The organism is Pseudomonas sp. Marseille-Q0931 (genome assembly GCF_940789645.1).
Classification (GTDB): domain Bacteria; phylum Pseudomonadota; class Gammaproteobacteria; order Pseudomonadales; family Pseudomonadaceae; genus Aquipseudomonas.
Genome location: NZ_CALNWT010000005.1, coordinates 50,916 through 69,150 on the forward strand (window position 1 = coordinate 50,916; position 18,235 = coordinate 69,150).

The following is an 18,235-nucleotide window of genomic DNA, read 5'->3' on the forward strand; positions in this document are numbered from 1 at the left end:
TTGGGCGCGAGTTTGCCGACGAAAGCAGGGTGCTATCAAGATCAATCTGTCAAAAGTTAGGCACAAAATTCCAGCACGCAAAAAAGTGATCGCAAATTTGACAGCACCTGGGGTCACTTGATTAGGTTGCCAAGCACGCGAGCATGTACCTGCTGACAGCGGCGCAGATCATCCTCATCGATACCGGCGAAGACTTCCTGGCGCAGCTGGGTGGAAATCGCCTCGATCTTCTCGATCAGCGGCTGCGCCTTGGCCTGCAGGGCAATCTTCTTGGCGCGGCGGTCTTCGGGTACCGCCACACGCGTCACCAGGCCCTGGCCTTCCAGGCTGTCGAGCAGACGCGCCAGGGTCGGCCCTTCCACTCCGACGCTTTGCGCCAGCTCGCGCTGGGTCGGCATTTCGGTAAAGCGCGCCAGGTGCAGCAGCACCAGCCAACGTGCCTGGGACAGGCCCAGGCCAACCAGGCGTCTATCGAGTTCGGAACGCCAGGCACGTGACAGCTGGGCGACTTGCATGGCAAAGCGGTGTTGATCGGGGTAAGACATGGGCTAGCGGGCTCATACAAAGGTCAAAAACTAATTATTAGCTAGCTAGCCATAACCCGATGCGCACGGCAAGCGCAGATTGCGCCACGAGCGTTGCAGAATGCGACTGAATACCTTGGGGTTCTGGTTGTGCGCGATACCTGGGCTCATGCCAGGCGGGTGGTTGGGGCCGGCTCTGCTCTAGCCAGCTATCGCGCACAAGTAAGCCATGCCCTGCCCGGCGCGACAGCGATACCCCTTGCGTCAGAGCTCGAACTCGGCCTGCAGCGCCGCACGTACGCAGTAGAGCACTGCCTCGTCGACACGGCCGGCGAACAGCGGTGCGATCTCGCTGACGGTAGGGAGCTCACCCTCGCCGTCGAGGAAGCTTTCCTGAATCTCGCCGAGAAGTTCTTCGGGCAGATCCAGCGCCTGCTCCAGGGTCAGTTGCTGCTCGGCGATGGCCTCGGCCAGCAGGCTGTAGACGTTCTTCTCACTGCAATTGAGCTGCCCGGCGATCTGCGCAGGCGTCATGCCGGCACGTGCCAGGCTGACCAGCTCGTGACGCAGATCGGCCACCGGAGCCGGCGCATCGTCCGCGGCGGCGCCGTTGAGCACCTCCAGAAACGCCTGACCGTAACGCTCCAGCTTGCGCGCGCCCACACCGCTGACCTCGGCCATGTCGCTCAGCGAGCTGGGCTGGCTGCGCAACATTTCCAGCAGCGTGGCATCAGGGAAGATCACATAGGGCGGTACGCTGTGCTCCTCGGCCAATTTGCGCCGCAAGCTGCGCAGGGCTTCCCACATCTCCCGCTCGTGGCCACGTACCAGTTGGCTGGCGGCGCTGCTGGAGGTCTTGGCCGCCTGAGCCGGTTTCGGTTCGCGGCGCAGCTGCAGGCTGACCTCACCACGCAGCAGCGGCCGGCAGCTCTCGTCCAGACGCAGGCCACCGAAGCCTTCCAGATCGACATCGGCCAGGCCTCGGGCGACCAACTGGCGGAACAGGGTTCGCCATTCGATCTCGGAAAAGCCCTTGCCCACGCCGAACACCGCCAGGTGCTGATGGCCGGCAGCGCGGATTTTCTCGTTGTCGCGGCCGAGGAGGATGTCCACCAGATGGCCGACGCCATAGCGCTGGCCACTACGGTAGATGGCCGACAGCGCCTGACGCGCCGGCTCGGTAGCATCCCAAGTCTCGACGCCGTCGATGCAGTTGTCGCAGTGCCCGCATGGCTGCGGTAAATCTTCGTCGAAATAGGCCAGCAGCGCCTGACGACGGCAGCGTGTCTCCTCGCACAGGGCCAGCATGGCATCGAGCTTGTGCTGTTCGATACGCTTGTGGCGCTCGTCACCTTCGGAATTGGCCAGCATCTGCTTGAGGAAGATCACGTCCTGCAGACCGTAGGCCATCCAGGCATCGGCCGGCAGGCCATCACGGCCGGCACGACCGGTTTCCTGATAATAGGCCTCCAATGACTTGGGCAGATCGAGGTGGCAGACGAAGCGTACGTTGGGCTTGTCGATGCCCATGCCGAAGGCGATGGTCGCCACCATGATCAGGCCTTCCTCGTTGAGAAAGCGTTTCTGATGATAGGCACGTAGCTCGTTGGGCAGGCCGGCGTGATAAGGCAGCGCGGGGAAGCCCTGGCTGCTGAGGAAGTCAGCGACCTCCTCGACCTTCTTGCGCGACAGGCAGTAGACGATGCCCGCATCGCCCTTGCGCGCAGCGAGAAAGCCGAGCAGTTGTTTGCGCGGCTGATCCTTGGGCTGGATGCGGTAGAAGATGTTCGGCCGGTCGAAGCTCGAGAGGAAGCGCTCGGCGTTATCCAGATGCAGGCGCTGGACGATCTCCTCGCGAGTGCGCTTGTCGGCCGTGGCAGTCAGGGCAAGGCGCGGCACCTGCGGGAACAGCTCGGCAAGCTGACCGAGCTGCAGGTATTCCGGGCGGAAGTCATGGCCCCACTGCGACACGCAGTGCGCCTCGTCGATGGCGAACAACGCAATGTCCAGGCCTTGCAGAAAGCTCAGCATGCGTGGCTGCACCAGGCGCTCGGGCGCCAGGTAGAGCATCTTGATCTGCCCGCGGCGAATACGTTCGGCGATCTCGCGCTGCTCGTCGACGCTCTGCGTGGAGTTCAGCGCCACCGCTGCCACGCCCAGTTCGTCGAGTGTCGCCACCTGATCGTCCATCAGCGCGATCAGCGGGGAAACCACCACCGCCAGGCCGTCGCGCATCAAGGCCGGCACCTGATAGCACAGCGACTTGCCGCCGCCGGTGGGCATCAGTACCAGCGCATCACCGCCCGCCGCCACACGCTCGATGATCGCGGCCTGGTTGCCGCGAAAGGCGTCGTAGCCGAAAACGTCTTTGAGAATGCGCAGGGCGTGGTCAAGCATGAAGGCCTCCAAATCGAGCCGCGCATTATGCCGCAGGAACGCCCCGAACAGGGCGCCTACCCGTCCGAAGCCGCTGAATCGCCTCTTGCAGAGCGCCTATGCTGGTCGCAGAGGCGGCGGTGAACTAGAATCCAACCTCGTTTATCTTCCCAAGCCTCAAGGTAACCCCACGATGTCCTTCGCTGAGCAATTGTCCCGCCTGCAAGCCTTTCTCGATGCCGATGAGTTGCACGAAGAGGCGTTGGACTACGTGGCCGCCCACGGCTATCTCACCGCCCTGGCGATCTGCCCGGACCAGGTGCCGGAGCGCGAGTGGATCGATGCACTGTTCGCCGAGCCGCCGCACTACCGCAGCGACGCCGAACGCGAAGAGATCGAAAACACCCTTATGCACCTGAAGGCGCATATCGCGCGTCAGTTGGCTGGCGAAGAAGAGCCCGAACTGCCTTGCGACCTGGACCTTGGCGACGAGCCGGACGACTCCGACCTGCGCGGCTGGTGCATCGGCTTCATGGAAGGCGTATTTCTGCGCGAAGCCGTGTGGTTCGAGGATGCCGAGGACGAAGTCAGCGAACTGCTGCTGCCGATCATGGTCGGCTCCGGCCTGTTCGACGAGCAGCAGGAATTCGCCGAGATCGCCCGTGACCGCGACTTGGTGGACAGCATGATCGACCAGATCCCCGAACTGCTCACCGCCCTATTCCTCCTGTGCCAGGCGCCGGAAGAAAAGCCCGCGCTGCTCAAACCCCGTCACTGACCACTCAGGCCGGGGCGCTGCCCCGGCTGTCGCCAAGATCAGCCCATGCCGCGTGACTTCCAGCCAAGCCGCCATCGCAGTGTCCGCTATCTGCTGCTGGGCATCGGCTGGCTGAGCGTGGCGCTCGGGGTGATCGGCATCTTCCTGCCGGTGCTGCCGACCACACCTTTTCTGCTGCTGGCCGCCGCCTGCTTCATGCGCAGCTCACAGCGCTTCTATCTGTGGCTGGTCGAGCACCCGCGCCTGGGGCCATGGATACTGCCTTATCTGGATGGTGAGGGACTCCCGCTCAAGGCCAAGGTTTACGCGCTGACGCTGATGTGGGTGAGCATCGCCTTCTCCTGCTATCTGGTGCCCCTGCCCTGGGCCCGCGCCTTCATGCTGACCAGCGCGGTGCTGGTCAGCATCTACATCCTGCGCCAGAAGACCCTGCCCAGCCCCTGAGTGCTGTACGTAGCACGGATGCAATCCGCGGGTGAGCTAACGCTGCCTTTCGGACTACGGCACGCTGTCGCCAGCCTTTTGACTCCGCCTTCTTTTCCCAGCGAAGCGGCCGGCAAAAAGTCGACGCCTCGCCTAGACTCCGACGATCAGGCACTGAGACTAGACCCATGCGACGGCTGCGCATTCAGCGATGGCGGTGGCGGCTGCTGATCCTCTGGATTGGCGGCGGGTTGCTGGCCGCTCTGTCCCAGGCGAATTGGGACTTCGCCCTGATCATCAAGAATGCCGAGAACCGCTACGGCAACCTCGGCCCAGCGCGAGCACGCCTGCTCGACTGGGAAGAACTGATCAAGACCAGCGCGGCGCTGCCGGAGCCTGACAAGCTCAACGAGGTCAATCGCTTCTTCAACCGCAAGGTGCGCTTCGTCGACGACATGCAACTCTGGCGGGAAAACGACTACTGGGCCACTCCCGTGGAAATGCTGGTCAAGGGCGCCGGCGACTGCGAGGACTACTCCATCGCCAAGTACTTCACCCTGCGCCGCCTCGGTATTCCCAGCGAGAAGCTGCGCATCACCTACGTCAAGGCGCTGAACTACAACCAGGCGCACATGGTGCTGACCTACTACGCCAGCCCAGGCGCAGAGCCGCTGGTGCTGGACAACCTTATCAACGACATCCGTCCTGCGTCGCAGCGCAAGGACCTGCTCCCGGTCTACGCCTTCAATGCCGAAGGCCTCTACCTGCCCGGCTCCAACACACGCAAGAGCGACTCGAAGAAGCTTTCGCGCTGGCAGGACATCCTGAAAAAAATGCATGCCGAAGGTTTCGCCGTGGGCGAAGGCTAGGAGGAAGACATGTCCCTACTCAAACAACTGTTCCTCGCCATCTGCCTGTTTCTGGTCGTGGCCTTTACCGGCAGCTTCATCGCCAGCGTCGAGACCTCGCGCGAGCAACTGCTCAGTCAGTTGCGCTCTCACGCGCAGGACGCAGCCACGGCGCTGGGCCTGTCGATGACGCCCCATGTGGACGACCCGGCCATGCTCGAGCTGATGGTCAGCTCGATCTTCGACAGCGGCTACTTCGCCAGCATCCGCGTGGTGAGCATTCCTGACGACAAGGTGCTGGTCGAGCGCAGCACCGAGGTACGCGCGGAAAGTGTCCCGCAGTGGTTCGTCGATCTGGTGGACCTGGAGCCCGAAGGTGGCGACGCCCTGATCATGCGCGGCTGGGAACAGGCCGCGCGGGTCGAAGTGCTCAGTCATCCGCAATTCGCCCTGGCCAAGTTGTGGGACGGCGCCATAGGCAGCCTGCTCTGGCTGTTGCTGTGCGGCCTGGTCAGCGCCGTGCTCGGCGGCTGGCTGCTGCGCACCCAACTGCGCCCGCTGGACAACATGGTGCAACAGGCGCAAGCCATTACCCGCCGCGAGTTCCTCACCCTGCCCCGCGTACCACGTACCCCGGAGCTGAAACGCGTGGTCCTGGCCATGAACCAGATGGTCGACAAGCTCAAGACGCTGTTCGCCGAAGAGGCCGCGCGCAGCGAAAAACTGCGCGAGGAGGCTTATCAGGACAGCCTGACCGGCCTGGCCAACCGCCGCCAGTTCGATATTCGCCTGGGCAATCAACTGGTAGTCAACGAGCAGAATGCCGAGGGCTATCTGCTGCTGTTACGTGTCAACGATCTCGGGGGGCTGAATCAGCGCCTGGGCGGGCAACGTACCGATGCGCTGATCAGCGCCCTCGGCGAGCTGCTCAAGCGCCTGTTGCAGGCGCCGGGCCGCAGCGAATGGCTGGCCTCGCGCAGCCGCGGTGGCGAATTCGCCCTTCTTGCTCCGGGTTTGAACAGCGATGACGCCGATCGTCTCGCTGAAGAGATCAGCGAACACCTGAACAACCTGCGCCAGACCGGCGCCAGTGACTGCAGCCCCGTGGCCCACCTGGGTATCGCGGCATTTCGTCCGGGCGAGGCCCCGGCCAGCGTAATCGGCCGCGCCGACCAGGCGCTGGCCCAGGCCCAGAGCAATGCAACGCGCAGCTGGGAGCGCCTCGACGACTTCACCGCGCAGAGTGGTCAGGGCCTGCACGACTGGCGCGGCTGGATCAACGATGCGCTCAACCAGGGCAAGCTGCAGCTGTATTTCCAGCCGGTGGTGGAATGCGTTTCCGGCCGGCTGTTGCAACGCAAGGTGCTGGCGCGGCTGCTTGACCCGCAGGGCGAAGCCATCGCCGCCGGGCGCTTCCTGCCATGGATCGAGCGCCTCGGCTGGAGCGCCCGATTCGACCTGGCGATGCTCAAGCACGCCCTCACCCACCTGGCTCAACACGCCGAGCCTCTGGCGCTGAGCCTGTCCGCCGCGACCCTGCGCGAACCTGCGCAGCGGGAAAGACTGCTCGCCCTGCTTAAAAGCCACCCTGAGCAGGCGAGCCTGCTGACCCTGGAAGTGGACGAGCGTCATCTGCCACCCCCAGCAGAACTGGAGAGCTTGAGTCAGAACCTGCGTGAAATCGGTTACGGGCTGGGTTTGCAACATTTCGGCGGGCGCTTCAGCCTGATCGGCAACCTGACCCACCTGGGCCTGGCCTATCTGAAGATCGACGGCACCTATATCCGCGCCATTGATCAGGAGAGCGACAAACGCATGTTCATCGAAGCGGTATTCCGTGCCACCAACAGCATCGACCTACCGTTGATTGCCGAGATGGTGGAAACCCAGGGCGAGCTCGAGGTGCTCACCGAACAGGGCATACACGGCGCCATGGGTCGCTTGATCGGCGCACCGACGCCCTGGCTGTGAAGGGGTTTATCGCCTGTTCAAAAGCCTGTCGGGCGCTACCTCGCAGCGGTTACACGAGGTTATGTTCGTCGTCACCGAGCAGACCGCTCAAGCCTTCGATCTCGGCCCGAGCAATGGCGCGTTGATCGAGCTTCTGCCGCGCAGCCTCGGGCAGATCGGTGTAACGGATCACGCCTCGTTCAACCAGCACGCTTACGACGTCCTCGAGTACGCGCACCAGTTCCAGATCGGACTGTTTCAGGCTATCGAGGCGAGCCTTGACCTCTTCCTTGGCAGCCAGCCAGTTATGCAACTCCTCGCTCTCGACCGCCAGGTTCTCCGTCATCCCCTCGAAGGGTTCATGCTCAACCCGCAACAAACGCCCGGCTGCGTCGCGCTGTACGTAAACCATCGGTGCCTCCAACAAACACCCATAAGAAAGCCCGCCACCTCGCGGCAGCGGGCTTACTCTAGTTGAGAGAGCGGCCCAAGGGAACATCCCGTAGCGGATAAGGCGCTCGCAAACTGCGGGCGCCCTGCTCCACTCAGACCACCAGTTGGTTGTTGTCCAGCATGTTGTCGATAATGTCGGCCGCATTACCCATGCCACCGCCGACGATGGTGTTCTCCAGCGTGATGGTCTGGTCGACGTTGCCATTACCCGCGCTGGACACAGCGATCACTGTGCTGCCCGGGTCAATGGCGAAGTCGAAGCTCAGGTAGTGGCTAAGCGCATCACCATCGGCGTTGGGGCCAACACCGGTCAGCAGCTCGGACAGATCGAGTCGGTCATTGCCGTTGCCGAAGTCCTTGACGATGTCGTGATAGTTGCCGCCGCGATCCCCGGCATTCCAGACGAAGGTGTCGTCGCCAGCACCACCGATGAGGATGTCGTTACCCGGACCGCCGATGAGGATGTCATCACCGAGACCACCGAGCAGGATGTCGTTGCCAGCACCTCCTTCCAGGCGGTCGTTACCGGCGCCACCGTTCAGCACATCGTTGCCGGAATCGCCATATAGGGCGTCATCGCCATCCCCCCCGAGCAGGTGATCGTTGCCGTCGCCGCCGCTGAGCGTGTCGCTGCCCGCTCCTCCATAGATCACGTCGTTGCCGCGCAGGCCGCTGAGCGTATTTCCAACGTCGTTGCCACCGATCATGTCATTGCCGTTGGTGGCCCTCTCGCTGTACGACCAATCCTTGATATCGATCTTCAGCACCGCGCTGCCAGTGCTGCCATCGGCATCCACAATCTTATAGGCGAACTGTTCGGATGACCCCAGAGGCAGATCGGTAGCGTTCGGCGTGTAGGTATAGGCGCCGTCGCTGGCGATATGCAGGCTGCCATGCTGTCCTTGCAGGGTCAGCCCGTCAACCGGTATCGCATGACCATCGACATGGGTAACCTTCAGCCCACCATTCGGACCCGGATTGTCGCCGCCGAGCACATTGCCCGAAGCAAGCAGTGCAACGACCCAGGCGACGCCAGGTACCGTGACGTTGATGCTCTGCAGGTTGTTGGTGTACTGCAGCTTGTCGATGCGCAGATCAGCTCGATCATTGAACGGGTTCCAGCTGGAACCCGACTTGTCGAAAACGGTGAACTTGACGTAGTAGTCCCCCGACTCGTTAATCGAGTCGAAGCTCACATCCTGCCTACCGGCATCCTGATCGAAGATTGAGTCCACTGCCATGGCTTGACCAACTTTGAATAGCTCAGCCTGCCAACGATCCTCAGAGTTCCAGTCACTTGTCCGGACGCTGAAAGTTACAGTAGCCGGCGCCCCATCACGCGCTGTCACGCTGAACATCTCGGACGCCGAACTCCTCTGCCCTTGATTGGGCGCATTAGAGACGTCAGAAATCCCAATATCGATAGCATGTCCTGGGGCGACATACTCGGCGCTGTAGGTAACATTGCCATCGACTTTCCAGTAGCCCTCTTGTGCCACTGCGCGTTCGTCCACGGCAATCGGTGCACCATCAAGAATGTTGATGGTCAACTTGGCATTGGAGGTATCACCGTCACGATCAGCAATTGTGTACGTGAAGACTTCCTGTGCGCCTACAGGTGCGCTGCGAGGCGCCGAGTAGGTGTAGCTGCCATCACTGGAGATCACCAGCGTCCCCCCGAGTTCGGTAGTAAGCGGGCCGCTGGAACCACCCTCTAGTACTGCGGCGGTGACCTCGTTACCCTGCGCATCGATGTACGTGATAGATATCACTTTGACGGGGCCATCGGCTCCCGGATCGTCTACGCCATCGGGGCCCGCATCGGTGATCACGTTACCTTCCAGCGACGCCGGTACGGTATCGGCCAGCGTGGCCGAGAGTTCGTTCGGATCCTGCACCACAATTACTGCGTCGCCAGTGTTGCCGACCTTGCGCAGCTCGTTTACCGCGCTGCCGCTGTACGGTACCTGGATACCCACCGCGATCACGTCGATATCGTTGCTATCAACGAAATTTTGCCAGCCGGCTGGCACGCCATTGCCTGAAGGATAAGGTTCGCCGTCGGACAGGAAGTACAACCGGTTCTCATAGTCAGCCAGGCCGGGGTTGGACAGATCCTCTTCTAATTGCGCGCGAGCGAGGCTCAGAGCGCTGCTATAGTTGGTGTTTCCGCCTTCGCCCATAGCATTGATGGCAATCTTGGCCTCCGCTGCATCCGTGCCTTCGTAGACCAGACCGGAACCGCTGTCGAAATCTATCACTTTGAGGTTCAGCGGCACACCCAAGGCGATGTAGCTGTCGATCAGGTTGATCAACGCTGCCTTGGCCACATCCAGGCGGGTGGCGTTTTCCTTGTCGCCATCACCATCTAGATCGGCACTGACTACGTCGCCCATGCTACCCGACGAGTCCAGCACGAAGGTCAGGTTGTAAGGCGGCAGGCCGCTCTCAGGAACACTAGCCTCGTTGTCTTTGGCAACCGGCACGCCATCTTTGGTGCAGAGGATCAGATTAGCGCTAGAGGTGTCGCCATCCGCATCGCGAACGGTGTAGGTGAAGACATCCTCGCTGTCGTCGGCGACGCCCTTCGGCGCTACATAACTGTAGTTGCCATCACTGGCCATGACCAGCTTGCCGCCCCGGAAGGTTTCCAGCGGACCGGTCGTACCGCCCGTCGGCACAGCAGCCGTTCGCAATACACCGTCGGCAGCAAGATAGCTGACTGAGATTACGTTTAGCACACCGTCCGCACCGGGTACATCAACGCCGCTCGAGTCACTGTCGCTGATGACGTTACCCTCCACAGCATCCGGCACAGTTTCACCTAGGGTGGCCGACAGGTCGTTCGGGTCAGAAACCACGATGACCGAGTCACCGGCATTGCCGACCTTGCCCAGTTCAGCTGCGGCACTACCATTGACCGGAATCTGGATACCCACTGTGACCACATCGATGTCGTTGCTGTCGACGAAGACCTTCCAGCCTGCCGGAGCACCGTTGTTAGACGGATACGGCTCACCATCGGAGAGGAAGTACAGGCGATTCTCGTAATCTGCTAACGCCGGGTTGGATAGGTCGGATTCCAATTCGCTACGAGCCAGGTTGAGAGCACTGGCGTAGTTGGTGTTTCCGCCTTCCTCCATGGCGTTAATTGCAGTTTTGGCGGCAGCAGCATCAGTGCCTTCGTAAACCAGGCGACCACCGTTATCAAAGTCGATCACCTTGAAGTTGAGTGACACGCCCAGCGCGAGGTAGCTATCGATCAGATTGACGAGCGCAGCCTTGGCAACGTCCAGCCGGGTAACATTCTCATTGGTACCATCGCCATTCAAATCGGCATTGACCTTTTCATCCATGCTGCCGGAAGAGTCCAGTACGAGGGTCAGGTTGTAGGGTGGCAGGCCATTAACTTCGATGCAGACCTTGTTGTCTTTCGCTACCGGAACATCATCAATGATGGTGACATCGAGCGTGCCGGTGGCACTGTCCCCGTTACGATCGGTCACCACGATGCCGAACTGGTCGGTCACGGTATTCCGGCCCTGCTCTCCAGGATGGGCAACCGCATTCTCGAGCGTGTACTCATAACGGACGGTGTCAGCGCCGGAGGTGTCGTCGAAACCGGTGATCTTCAGCACACCCGCGGCACTTTCGATCAGCAACGGACTGCTGGCGCTGGCCCCCTGCAATTGGTCAAAGGTGAAGGCAGGGGCGTCGCCAACCTGCAGCGATGCGATACCGCCCGGCGCTTCGATGGTGAAGGTTCCGGAATGGGTCAGCGCATCGCTATCCGGCGCCGAGCCTGATGCCAGATGCTGCTCGTCCACTATCAATTCGCCACCCGATACATCCAGGTTGCCAAGGCTGACGCCGTTATTGCTACCAACGATTCTGATGGTCAGGTAGGCAGAGGACACGTCACCGTCGGCATCGCGTATTGTGTACTGCAAGCGCTGGCTAACGGTTTGTCCCTCGGCCAGAGCCAGGGTATCGGCGTCATCGTTGTCAAGGGTAAAGCTGTAGGCGCCGGTAGCGGGGTCAAGCAACAGCGAGCCGTATTTGCCGAGTTCGGCGATGGCGGCAGCGTTACTCGGCGAATCATTCCACTGCTTGAACGCCTTGCCACCGTCATTACCGGCCAGGTCGTTGTCTAGGACGTTGCCCTGCACCACATTGGTCGCGCTTCCCTCGACTAACAGCGCAGCAATATCATCCACCGCAGTCGGCGCGTCATCGCGGAAGCCAATGACTTGGCCCAGATCGATGCGGGCCGTGGCCTGATCGCCATCGGCATCGGTGATGGTGGCCTTGAGTTCCACCTTGCCAGCACCCAGGAGATTCAGCTCATCGGGCTGGCTGCTCGGATGCACGACGGCGCGCAGCTGCGTCAGGGTTGCGACGCCAGCCTGGTCGACCGCCAGGGTGAAGACCAATTGATTACCTGTTTCGGTACGGCCTTCCAGCACCCCCTGAGCGTTGAACGACAGCTTGACCTTCTCACCAGACGTGGTATCCACCAAGCCCGAGTCGGTGGCTTTGATCGCCAGGTCGTAGCGCAACCAACCCGCGCCATCAGCGCCGTATTCGGCATTGAACGCCGAGCTGAAATCGCGCGTGGCAACGGCGCCAGCGGGCGTGCCCAGGTCGGTTTCGTCTACCTGCAGCGGCATGCCCCAGCTCACATTGGTACTGACGTCGTTATAGTCATAATCTGGACTGCTGGCGACATCTTCCCAGTTCTGGTTACCCGGCTCGTCGTTGTCCTGCAGCGCCGAGCCACGGGGGTTGAGCTCGGCCCTATCAAACAGCACAGCTGCACCGCCCGCACCTGTCAATGGCGTGCCGTTGAGCACGGCCTGCCAGTTGCCGTTGGCATCCTGTTCGAAAGTCAGCTCGGCTTCATCGCTCAAGCCAGCGTTGGCGCCGCCGTTGGGGATGATAAAGAAGCCCATGTCAGTCGGGTCCAGGTCACCCAGGTCGAATTCGGTTCCGACTGCAACCGTTTTCACGTTGGCCCAGATCACCTTGCCGGCTACCGGATCACCGTCTGCGTCGCGGGTGTAGTAGCCATAACTGTTGCTGAAGCCAGCATCGGTGCCCAGGAAGGTCGCCTGAGACTCGAAGCCCGGCTGCATGGCCTGAATGGTCGGCGTGTCATCGTTGACGATGATTTTGAGCGTGCCATCAGCGGTGTCGCCGTCGCCATCGGTGATCTTATAACCGATGTTGAGGGTGACGTTGTCCTCAATGCCGCTGGTCGGATGCATCAGCGGCTTGAGCAAATTGACGGTGTAGGCGCCGCTGGCCAGGTCAGTCAGCACCACGGTCACCAGTTCGCCGCGAGCGGCGCTGCCGATGGTCAGGGTTTTGCTGGTGGTGTCCCAGGTCGAGGTCACGTTTTCTGTGCCCAGCATGCTGGGCCCGGTAAGCTCGATGGACTGCAGCCCGTCGGCCCCGGAGTAATATCCAAGGGTACCGCTGGTGCTGGTGTTGGCATCGTTCACATCGCCGGGCCCGCCATTGATGCCGCCCTTGAGGCCTTCGTCATCGAGTACCTTGCTGGCGATCACGTTGCTGGCAGTGGGGCCGTCGTCCTCGAAACGCACCGCGCCGCCGATACCGACGGAGTCCACCGATACGTCGCCGTCCCCGTCGGTGACGGTGACCACGGCGCGGATCTTGCCAGACAGGTTCAGCGCCTCGTCATGGCTGGCGTTATCCGGGTGTCGCAGGGGGAGGTACTGGGCGACGCTGAGGCTGCCGTCCGTCCCGATGGCCACGGCGAAGGCAGCCTTGCCATCATAGATGCCACCTTCCACGCGGCCGACGATCAGGCCGCCCTCCTCGCTGAGCCTGATGGGCGAACCGTCCAGGGCGCTGAGGCCCGAGTCGGCGTCCTGCACTGCCAGGCTGAGCACGGTAGTCGCGCCCTCCTGATCCTCGCCGGTGGTACTGCCGGAAGCGTCGACCACCGGGCCGTCGCTGCTGGCGTAGCCGGCCGCCAATACGGTGCCGGCATTGGCAACGCTGCTGAACAGGGCGATCACGCTGGGGCTGTTGCTGTCGTTGTCGTTCGCGTCGTTGCCCGGGCTCGGGGTGGCACTGCCGTTCTGCAGGCCGGGGGTTTCGTCGTGAGTGACGCGAGCGCCTTCCACCACCTGGATGTTGGCAGTGGGGGCGTCGTCCTCGAAGCGGATGGCGCCGCCGATGTTGACCGAGGCCACATCGACATCGCCGTCCCCGTCGGTGACGGTGACCACCGCACGGACCAGGCCACCGAGGTCGACGCCTTCATCGCGGCTGCTGGTGTCCGGGTGATTCAGCGACATGTACTGGGCGACGCTGATGGTACCGTCCTGGCCGATGGCCACGGCGAACACCGCGGAGCCGCGGCCGCTGTCGCCCCCTTCCACACGGCCAACGATCAGGCCATTCTCCAGGTACAGGCGGATGCTCTGGCCGTCGGTGGTGGTGAGGCCCGAGTCGGTGCCGTCGCCGCCATTGATAGCCAGGCTCAGCACGGTGGTGGCGCCTTCGTTGTCCTCGCCGCTGCTGCTGCCGGCGGTGCTGACCACCGGTCCGGCGCTGGTGGCGTAGCCCGCGAGGTCGGTGCCGACATTGCTCACGCCGGCGAACAGGGCGATCACGTCCGGGTTACTGGTGTCGTCGTCGAGGGCATCGCCCTGCGGCGCCGGGGTCTCGGTGGCGTTCTGCAGGCCGGCGCTCTCGTCGTGGGTGACGCGCACGCCTTCGAGCCGCTCAATGACGGCGCTGGGGCCGTCGTCCTCGAAGCGAATGGCGTCGCCGATGCCCACCTGAGCGCTGTCCACGTCACCATCGCCGTCGGTCACGGTGACCACGGCGCGCACCTTGCCGGCCAGGGTCACGGCGTCGTCGGGGCTGCCAGTGTCGGGGTGGTACAGCGAGACGTACTGGGCCACGCTGACGCTGCCGTCCTGGCCGATGGCGATGGCGAAGGCCGCCGCGCCGGGGCCGGCCTCACCGCCATCCACGCGCCCTACGATCAGGCCGTTCTCCAGGTACAGGCGGATGGTCTGGCCGTCGGTGGTGGTGAGGCCGGAGTCGCTGCCGTTGCCGTCGACGATGGACAGGCTGAGCACGGTGGTGGCGCCTTCATTGTCCTCGCCGCTGCTGCTGCCGGAGATGTCCACCACTGCGCCGTTGCTGGTGGCGTAACCGGCGGCGGAGAGATCGCTCCCGGGGTTGCCGACGCCGCTGAACAGGCTCGCCACTGCTCCGGAGGCGGTATCGTTGTCGTTGGCGTCGCCATTGGGCGTGGGGGTGACGGTGCCATTCTGCAGCCCGGCGCTCTCGTCATGGCTGACGCGCACGCCTTCGTTGGTCCGGATGCTGGCGGTCGGGCCATCGTCGACGAAGCGGATCAACTGGCCGATGTCGGCGCTGGCCACAGCCCTGTCGCCGTCGCCGTCGGTGACCGTCAGCACGGCACGGATCAGGCCATTGAGGTCGATACTGTCGTTGGCGTCGTCGCCATCGGGGTGACGCAGGGACTGGTACTGGGCAACGCTGATGACGCCGGTGCCCGGGTCGATGGCAACGGCGAACGCGGCGTTGCCGTCGGCGTCCCGACCGACCACCAGGCCGTTCTCGATGGTCAGGGTGATGGGACTGCCACTGGTAGTGGTCAGATCGCTGGCCTGGTCTTCGACCAGCGCCAGGGAATAGACGGCGCTGGCGCCACCTTCGTCGGCACCAAATTCATAACTGGCCACCACTGCAGGGGCGGTGCCCTGGGCGTAAGCGCGCATGTCGGAAGAGGCATTGGCGACGCTATCGAACACAGCCAGCGGACCGGCGACGTCATTGCTGCCCGCCTGCAGGCCGGCGCTCTCGTCGAGCACCACATCACCACCTTCGCGAGAGAACTCGAGGCTGGCGCTGGGGCCGTCGTCGTTGATGGCGATAGTCAGTGGCACGCTCGGCGATACATCACCATCGAGGTCGAACACACGCACGCTGAAGTTATCGAACAGTTGATCATCGGCCCCAGTGGCGTTGGGGTTACCGTGATTCAGGCTGTTGTCGGTCAGGGTGTAAGTCCAGTTGCCGGCAGCGTCGAACACCAGCACGCCATAGGCGCCCTGCACGGTGCCGCCGCCCGTGACGTTGACCCAGTTGCCGCTCGCATCCAGCACCTCGATGCGGCCGATGCCATCTGGAGAATTGATGATCAGGCTGCCGGAAGTCCTCTCGGCGTTGCTACCGGGGTTGCTGCCCGGTTGGCCACCGCCGTTCTCACCACCATCGAGCGCCGCTTCATCGACCACGCCGGGGCCGGTGACCACGCTGCCCTGCTCATCCAGAAAGACCACCGTCAGCTCGGGGCTGAAGTCGGCGGTGGCGAATACCTCGCCCTCGGGAAACAGCGGGGCGGCCGCGAGAGGTCCGGTAGGATAGCCAATGACCGGATCCAGTGCCCCGCCGACCTCGCTCAGCATCACGAATGAATTGCCGCCACCAGCACCGCCTGCGCCTCCGGCACCGGCGCCAGGACCGGCAGCGGTGGCCTCGCCTTCCAGGGTGGGATCGACACCCGCTTCGATGGCCGCTTGCAGGCGCTCGACATCGCTGAGGTCGTCATCGCTCGGCGCAGTGCTCGGAGGTGTATCTGCGCTCGGGGGCTGCGTCTCGCTGCCAGAAGCGAGCATCTGCGCATCGAGGGTGATGCTGCTGTCGCGACCCAGGGTCAGTTGCTGTCCGTTGCTCATGGCCACCGCAACCGCACCGGACGCTCCGGTGACCAGCTGCTCGCCCGCGTAGACCCGATCACCTTCACTGATTGGCCGGCGCGATCCGTCGCTCGCTACCGCGAACACTTCGCCGACAACCTGACTGACGACACCAATAAGAGTAGCCATGATTCCATCCTCACTACAGCTGCCGACCACCGCCGACACGTACCTAGCGAAAGGGTCAGAGCACCTTTTCGAAGCAGAGGAGAGAACCTGGACAGCTGATTGAAATGGAACGGCGCAAAATCCCAAAAACGCTACTGACAGAAAAATGTCACCACAGCATGCGTCGAACTACTCCATCAGTTGAAATCCCCGCCCTTTTGATGTCTGACTGCCCATTTCAGCTGCACAGGCCACGGAAAATGCCGACCCAGGCAGCTCACAGGGTCAAACAATGTGCTCCTTTTCTCAGACTTCATAAGATTTTTTCTGAATATAGCTTGTGAAAAAATCATCTTATCTCCTTCAAAAGTTGTTCTTAGCTCTGATGTTACAAGCCTGAAACGGTTTGACAGGGAAAAACGCCATTTTTATGGCGACAGGATAAGAACTTCAGTCAGGAGAAACGCCAATGCGCACCTTAACCCCGCTGTGGAGCGCCATGCTTTTGGCGACTGTTTGCAGTCAGGCGCAAGCCATGAATTTGTCGGAAGCGATCCAGAGCACGCTGGACAACCACCCGGAGATACACGCCGCCGCTAATAGCCGGCTTTCATCGGATGAAGATGTGAAGTTCGCCAAGGGCGGCTACCTGCCAACCGTCGACCTGCTGGTCGGCTATGGCCGGGAACGCACAGACAGCCCAAGCACCCGGGCACTGGGCGATCACAACAAGGAGACGCTGAACTACCGTGACGCCGAGCTGCGTTTGCGCCAGATGCTCTTCGACGGCTTCAACACGCCCAACGAAGTGGCGCGTACCCAGGCCGTGGTCAATTCCCGAGCCTATCGCCTGCTCGGCACCTCCGAGAGCCTGGCGCTGCGTACCGTCGAGGTGTATCTGGATCTGCTGATGCGCCGCGAGATGGTCACCCTGGCTCGCAACAACCTGCAGGCGCACCAGCGCATCAGCGATCAGATCGGCCTGCGCAGCCGCCAGGGCGTAGGCAGCAACGCGGACCTGGATCAGTCCGAAGCACGTTTGGCCCTGGCGCAGAACAACCTCTACACCGAAGAGGTCAACCTGGCCGATGCCGAGGCCAACTTCTTCAGTGCCACCGGTCGTCTGCCCGACCAGCTCGAAGCCCCCGCATCGATCAAGAGCAGCATGCCTGCCGACCTGATGGCCGCCCGGCAAACGGTGATGGACAACAACCCCTTCCTGAAATCGGCGCAAGCCGACGTCAACGCTGCCGAGAAGCAGTACGAGGTTGCCAAGTCCCCCTTCTATCCGCGCTTCGACCTGGAACTGGCCACCTCGGCCGATGACAACGTGCAGGGCGACGAAGGCCACTACAACACCTGGCGAGCCGCCGTGGTGATGAATTACAACCTGTTCAACGGCATGCGCGACAAAGCTCGCCTGCAGTCGGCCGCGCACCAGATCAACGAGTCGATGGACATCCGCAACAACGCGCTGCGGGTGCTCAACGAGAACCTCTCGCTGGCCTGGAACGCCATGGAGAACGCACGCTTGCAGACTCCCAAGGCGCGCGATTACGCGGACTACACCTCTCGCGTTCGCGAGGCCTATCAGCAGCAGTTCAGCCTGGGCCAACGCACCCTGCTCGACCTGCTCGACAGCGAAAACGAATTGTTCACTGCCAATCGCCGCTACACCGAGGTTCGCTATGGCGAAGAGTTCTCCATGTACCGCGTCGTTGCGGCCATGGGGGATCTGCTGCGTCAGCAACAGGTCGTGGTCCCGGCAGAAGCTGTAGCCCTCACGGAAGTGAAAAGCGAAGCACGCCTGCCGGATATGAAGTGATCCCGGTTCGAAGGCCCACGCGAATGTACTTGGGCCGACGGCGCAGCAGACATTGCACAGTCAGGTTTCGCGAGCTAGAGCCAGGCAAGGCGAAATTGGGCGAAGAAGCGGAGTTTACGTGCTGTAAATGAGCATTACTCGCTTCGCTCGCCCTTCGGGCCGCGCTGAAGCGCGTTAGC

The 18,235-nt window shown here is 62.3% G+C and carries 9 protein-coding genes; 5 read left to right on the forward strand and 4 right to left on the reverse strand.

The window, feature by feature from the left end; translation table 11 throughout:
• Window positions 1-113: 113 nt before the first annotated feature.
• Complete coding sequence (locus P3C50_RS11690) at window positions 114-545, reverse strand: MarR family transcriptional regulator (protein ID WP_275546133.1); 432 nt, start codon at window positions 543-545, stop codon at window positions 114-116.
• Window positions 546-788: 243 nt separating this feature from the next.
• A complete protein-coding gene (recQ, locus tag P3C50_RS11695) occupies window positions 789-2,921 on the reverse strand; it encodes a DNA helicase RecQ (protein WP_275546134.1) in 2,133 nt (710 codons plus the stop codon).
• Between the two features lie 172 nt (window positions 2,922-3,093).
• On the opposite strand from recQ, the gene P3C50_RS11700 reads away from it, so the two are divergent.
• The 4 genes from P3C50_RS11700 (at window position 3,094) to lapD (ending at window position 6,920) form a co-directional block, all read left to right on the forward strand.
• On the forward strand, window positions 3,094-3,678 hold the full coding sequence (locus tag P3C50_RS11700; RefSeq protein WP_197856615.1) for a YecA family protein: 585 nt from the start codon (window positions 3,094-3,096) through the stop codon (window positions 3,676-3,678).
• A gap of 45 nt (window positions 3,679-3,723) precedes the next feature.
• Window positions 3,724-4,122 carry a YbaN family protein gene (locus P3C50_RS11705; protein ID WP_275546135.1) on the forward strand — a complete coding sequence of 133 codons (399 nt, stop codon included), beginning with the start codon at window positions 3,724-3,726 and terminating at the stop codon, window positions 4,120-4,122.
• A 167-nt stretch (window positions 4,123-4,289) separates the two neighbouring features.
• The gene (gene lapG / locus P3C50_RS11710) at window positions 4,290-4,970 is read left to right on the forward strand and encodes a cysteine protease LapG (RefSeq protein ID WP_275546136.1); all 681 of its coding nucleotides are present in this window, start codon (window positions 4,290-4,292) and stop codon (window positions 4,968-4,970) included.
• 9 nt (window positions 4,971-4,979) lie between these two features.
• Window positions 4,980-6,920: a cyclic di-GMP receptor LapD gene (lapD, locus tag P3C50_RS11715; RefSeq protein WP_275546137.1), complete on the forward strand. Its 1,941-nt coding sequence runs from the start codon at window positions 4,980-4,982 to the stop codon at window positions 6,918-6,920.
• Window positions 6,921-6,969: 49 nt separating this feature from the next.
• Here lapD and P3C50_RS11720 read toward each other — a convergent pair whose 3' ends face one another.
• Both P3C50_RS11720 and P3C50_RS11725 read right to left on the reverse strand, forming a co-directional pair.
• The gene (locus tag P3C50_RS11720; protein WP_197856619.1) at window positions 6,970-7,311 is read right to left on the reverse strand and encodes a tryptophan synthase subunit beta; all 342 of its coding nucleotides are present in this window, start codon (window positions 7,309-7,311) and stop codon (window positions 6,970-6,972) included.
• A 133-nt stretch (window positions 7,312-7,444) separates the two neighbouring features.
• Window positions 7,445-16,252 (reverse strand): retention module-containing protein, encoded by an 8,808-nt coding sequence (locus tag P3C50_RS11725; protein ID WP_275546138.1) that lies wholly within the window; start codon window positions 16,250-16,252, stop codon window positions 7,445-7,447.
• Between the two features lie 448 nt (window positions 16,253-16,700).
• On the opposite strand from P3C50_RS11725, the gene P3C50_RS11730 reads away from it, so the two are divergent.
• Window positions 16,701-18,056 carry a TolC family outer membrane protein gene (locus P3C50_RS11730; RefSeq protein ID WP_275546139.1) on the forward strand — a complete coding sequence of 452 codons (1,356 nt, stop codon included), beginning with the start codon at window positions 16,701-16,703 and terminating at the stop codon, window positions 18,054-18,056.
• Window positions 18,057-18,235 lie beyond the last annotated feature (179 nt).

Coding starts and splice junctions, on each gene's coding strand:
- P3C50_RS11690 (WP_275546133.1), bottom strand. CDS start 545: ATGTCTTACCCCGATCAACACCGCTTTGCCATGCAAGTCGCCCAGCTG.
- recQ (WP_275546134.1), bottom strand. CDS start 2,921: ATGCTTGACCACGCCCTGCGCATTCTCAAAGACGTTTTCGGCTACGAC.
- P3C50_RS11700 (WP_197856615.1), top strand. CDS start 3,094: ATGTCCTTCGCTGAGCAATTGTCCCGCCTGCAAGCCTTTCTCGATGCC.
- P3C50_RS11705 (WP_275546135.1), top strand. CDS start 3,724: ATGCCGCGTGACTTCCAGCCAAGCCGCCATCGCAGTGTCCGCTATCTG.
- lapG (WP_275546136.1), top strand. CDS start 4,290: ATGCGACGGCTGCGCATTCAGCGATGGCGGTGGCGGCTGCTGATCCTC.
- lapD (WP_275546137.1), top strand. CDS start 4,980: ATGTCCCTACTCAAACAACTGTTCCTCGCCATCTGCCTGTTTCTGGTC.
- P3C50_RS11720 (WP_197856619.1), bottom strand. CDS start 7,311: ATGGTTTACGTACAGCGCGACGCAGCCGGGCGTTTGTTGCGGGTTGAG.
- P3C50_RS11725 (WP_275546138.1), bottom strand. CDS start 16,252: ATGGCTACTCTTATTGGTGTCGTCAGTCAGGTTGTCGGCGAAGTGTTC.
- P3C50_RS11730 (WP_275546139.1), top strand. CDS start 16,701: ATGCGCACCTTAACCCCGCTGTGGAGCGCCATGCTTTTGGCGACTGTT.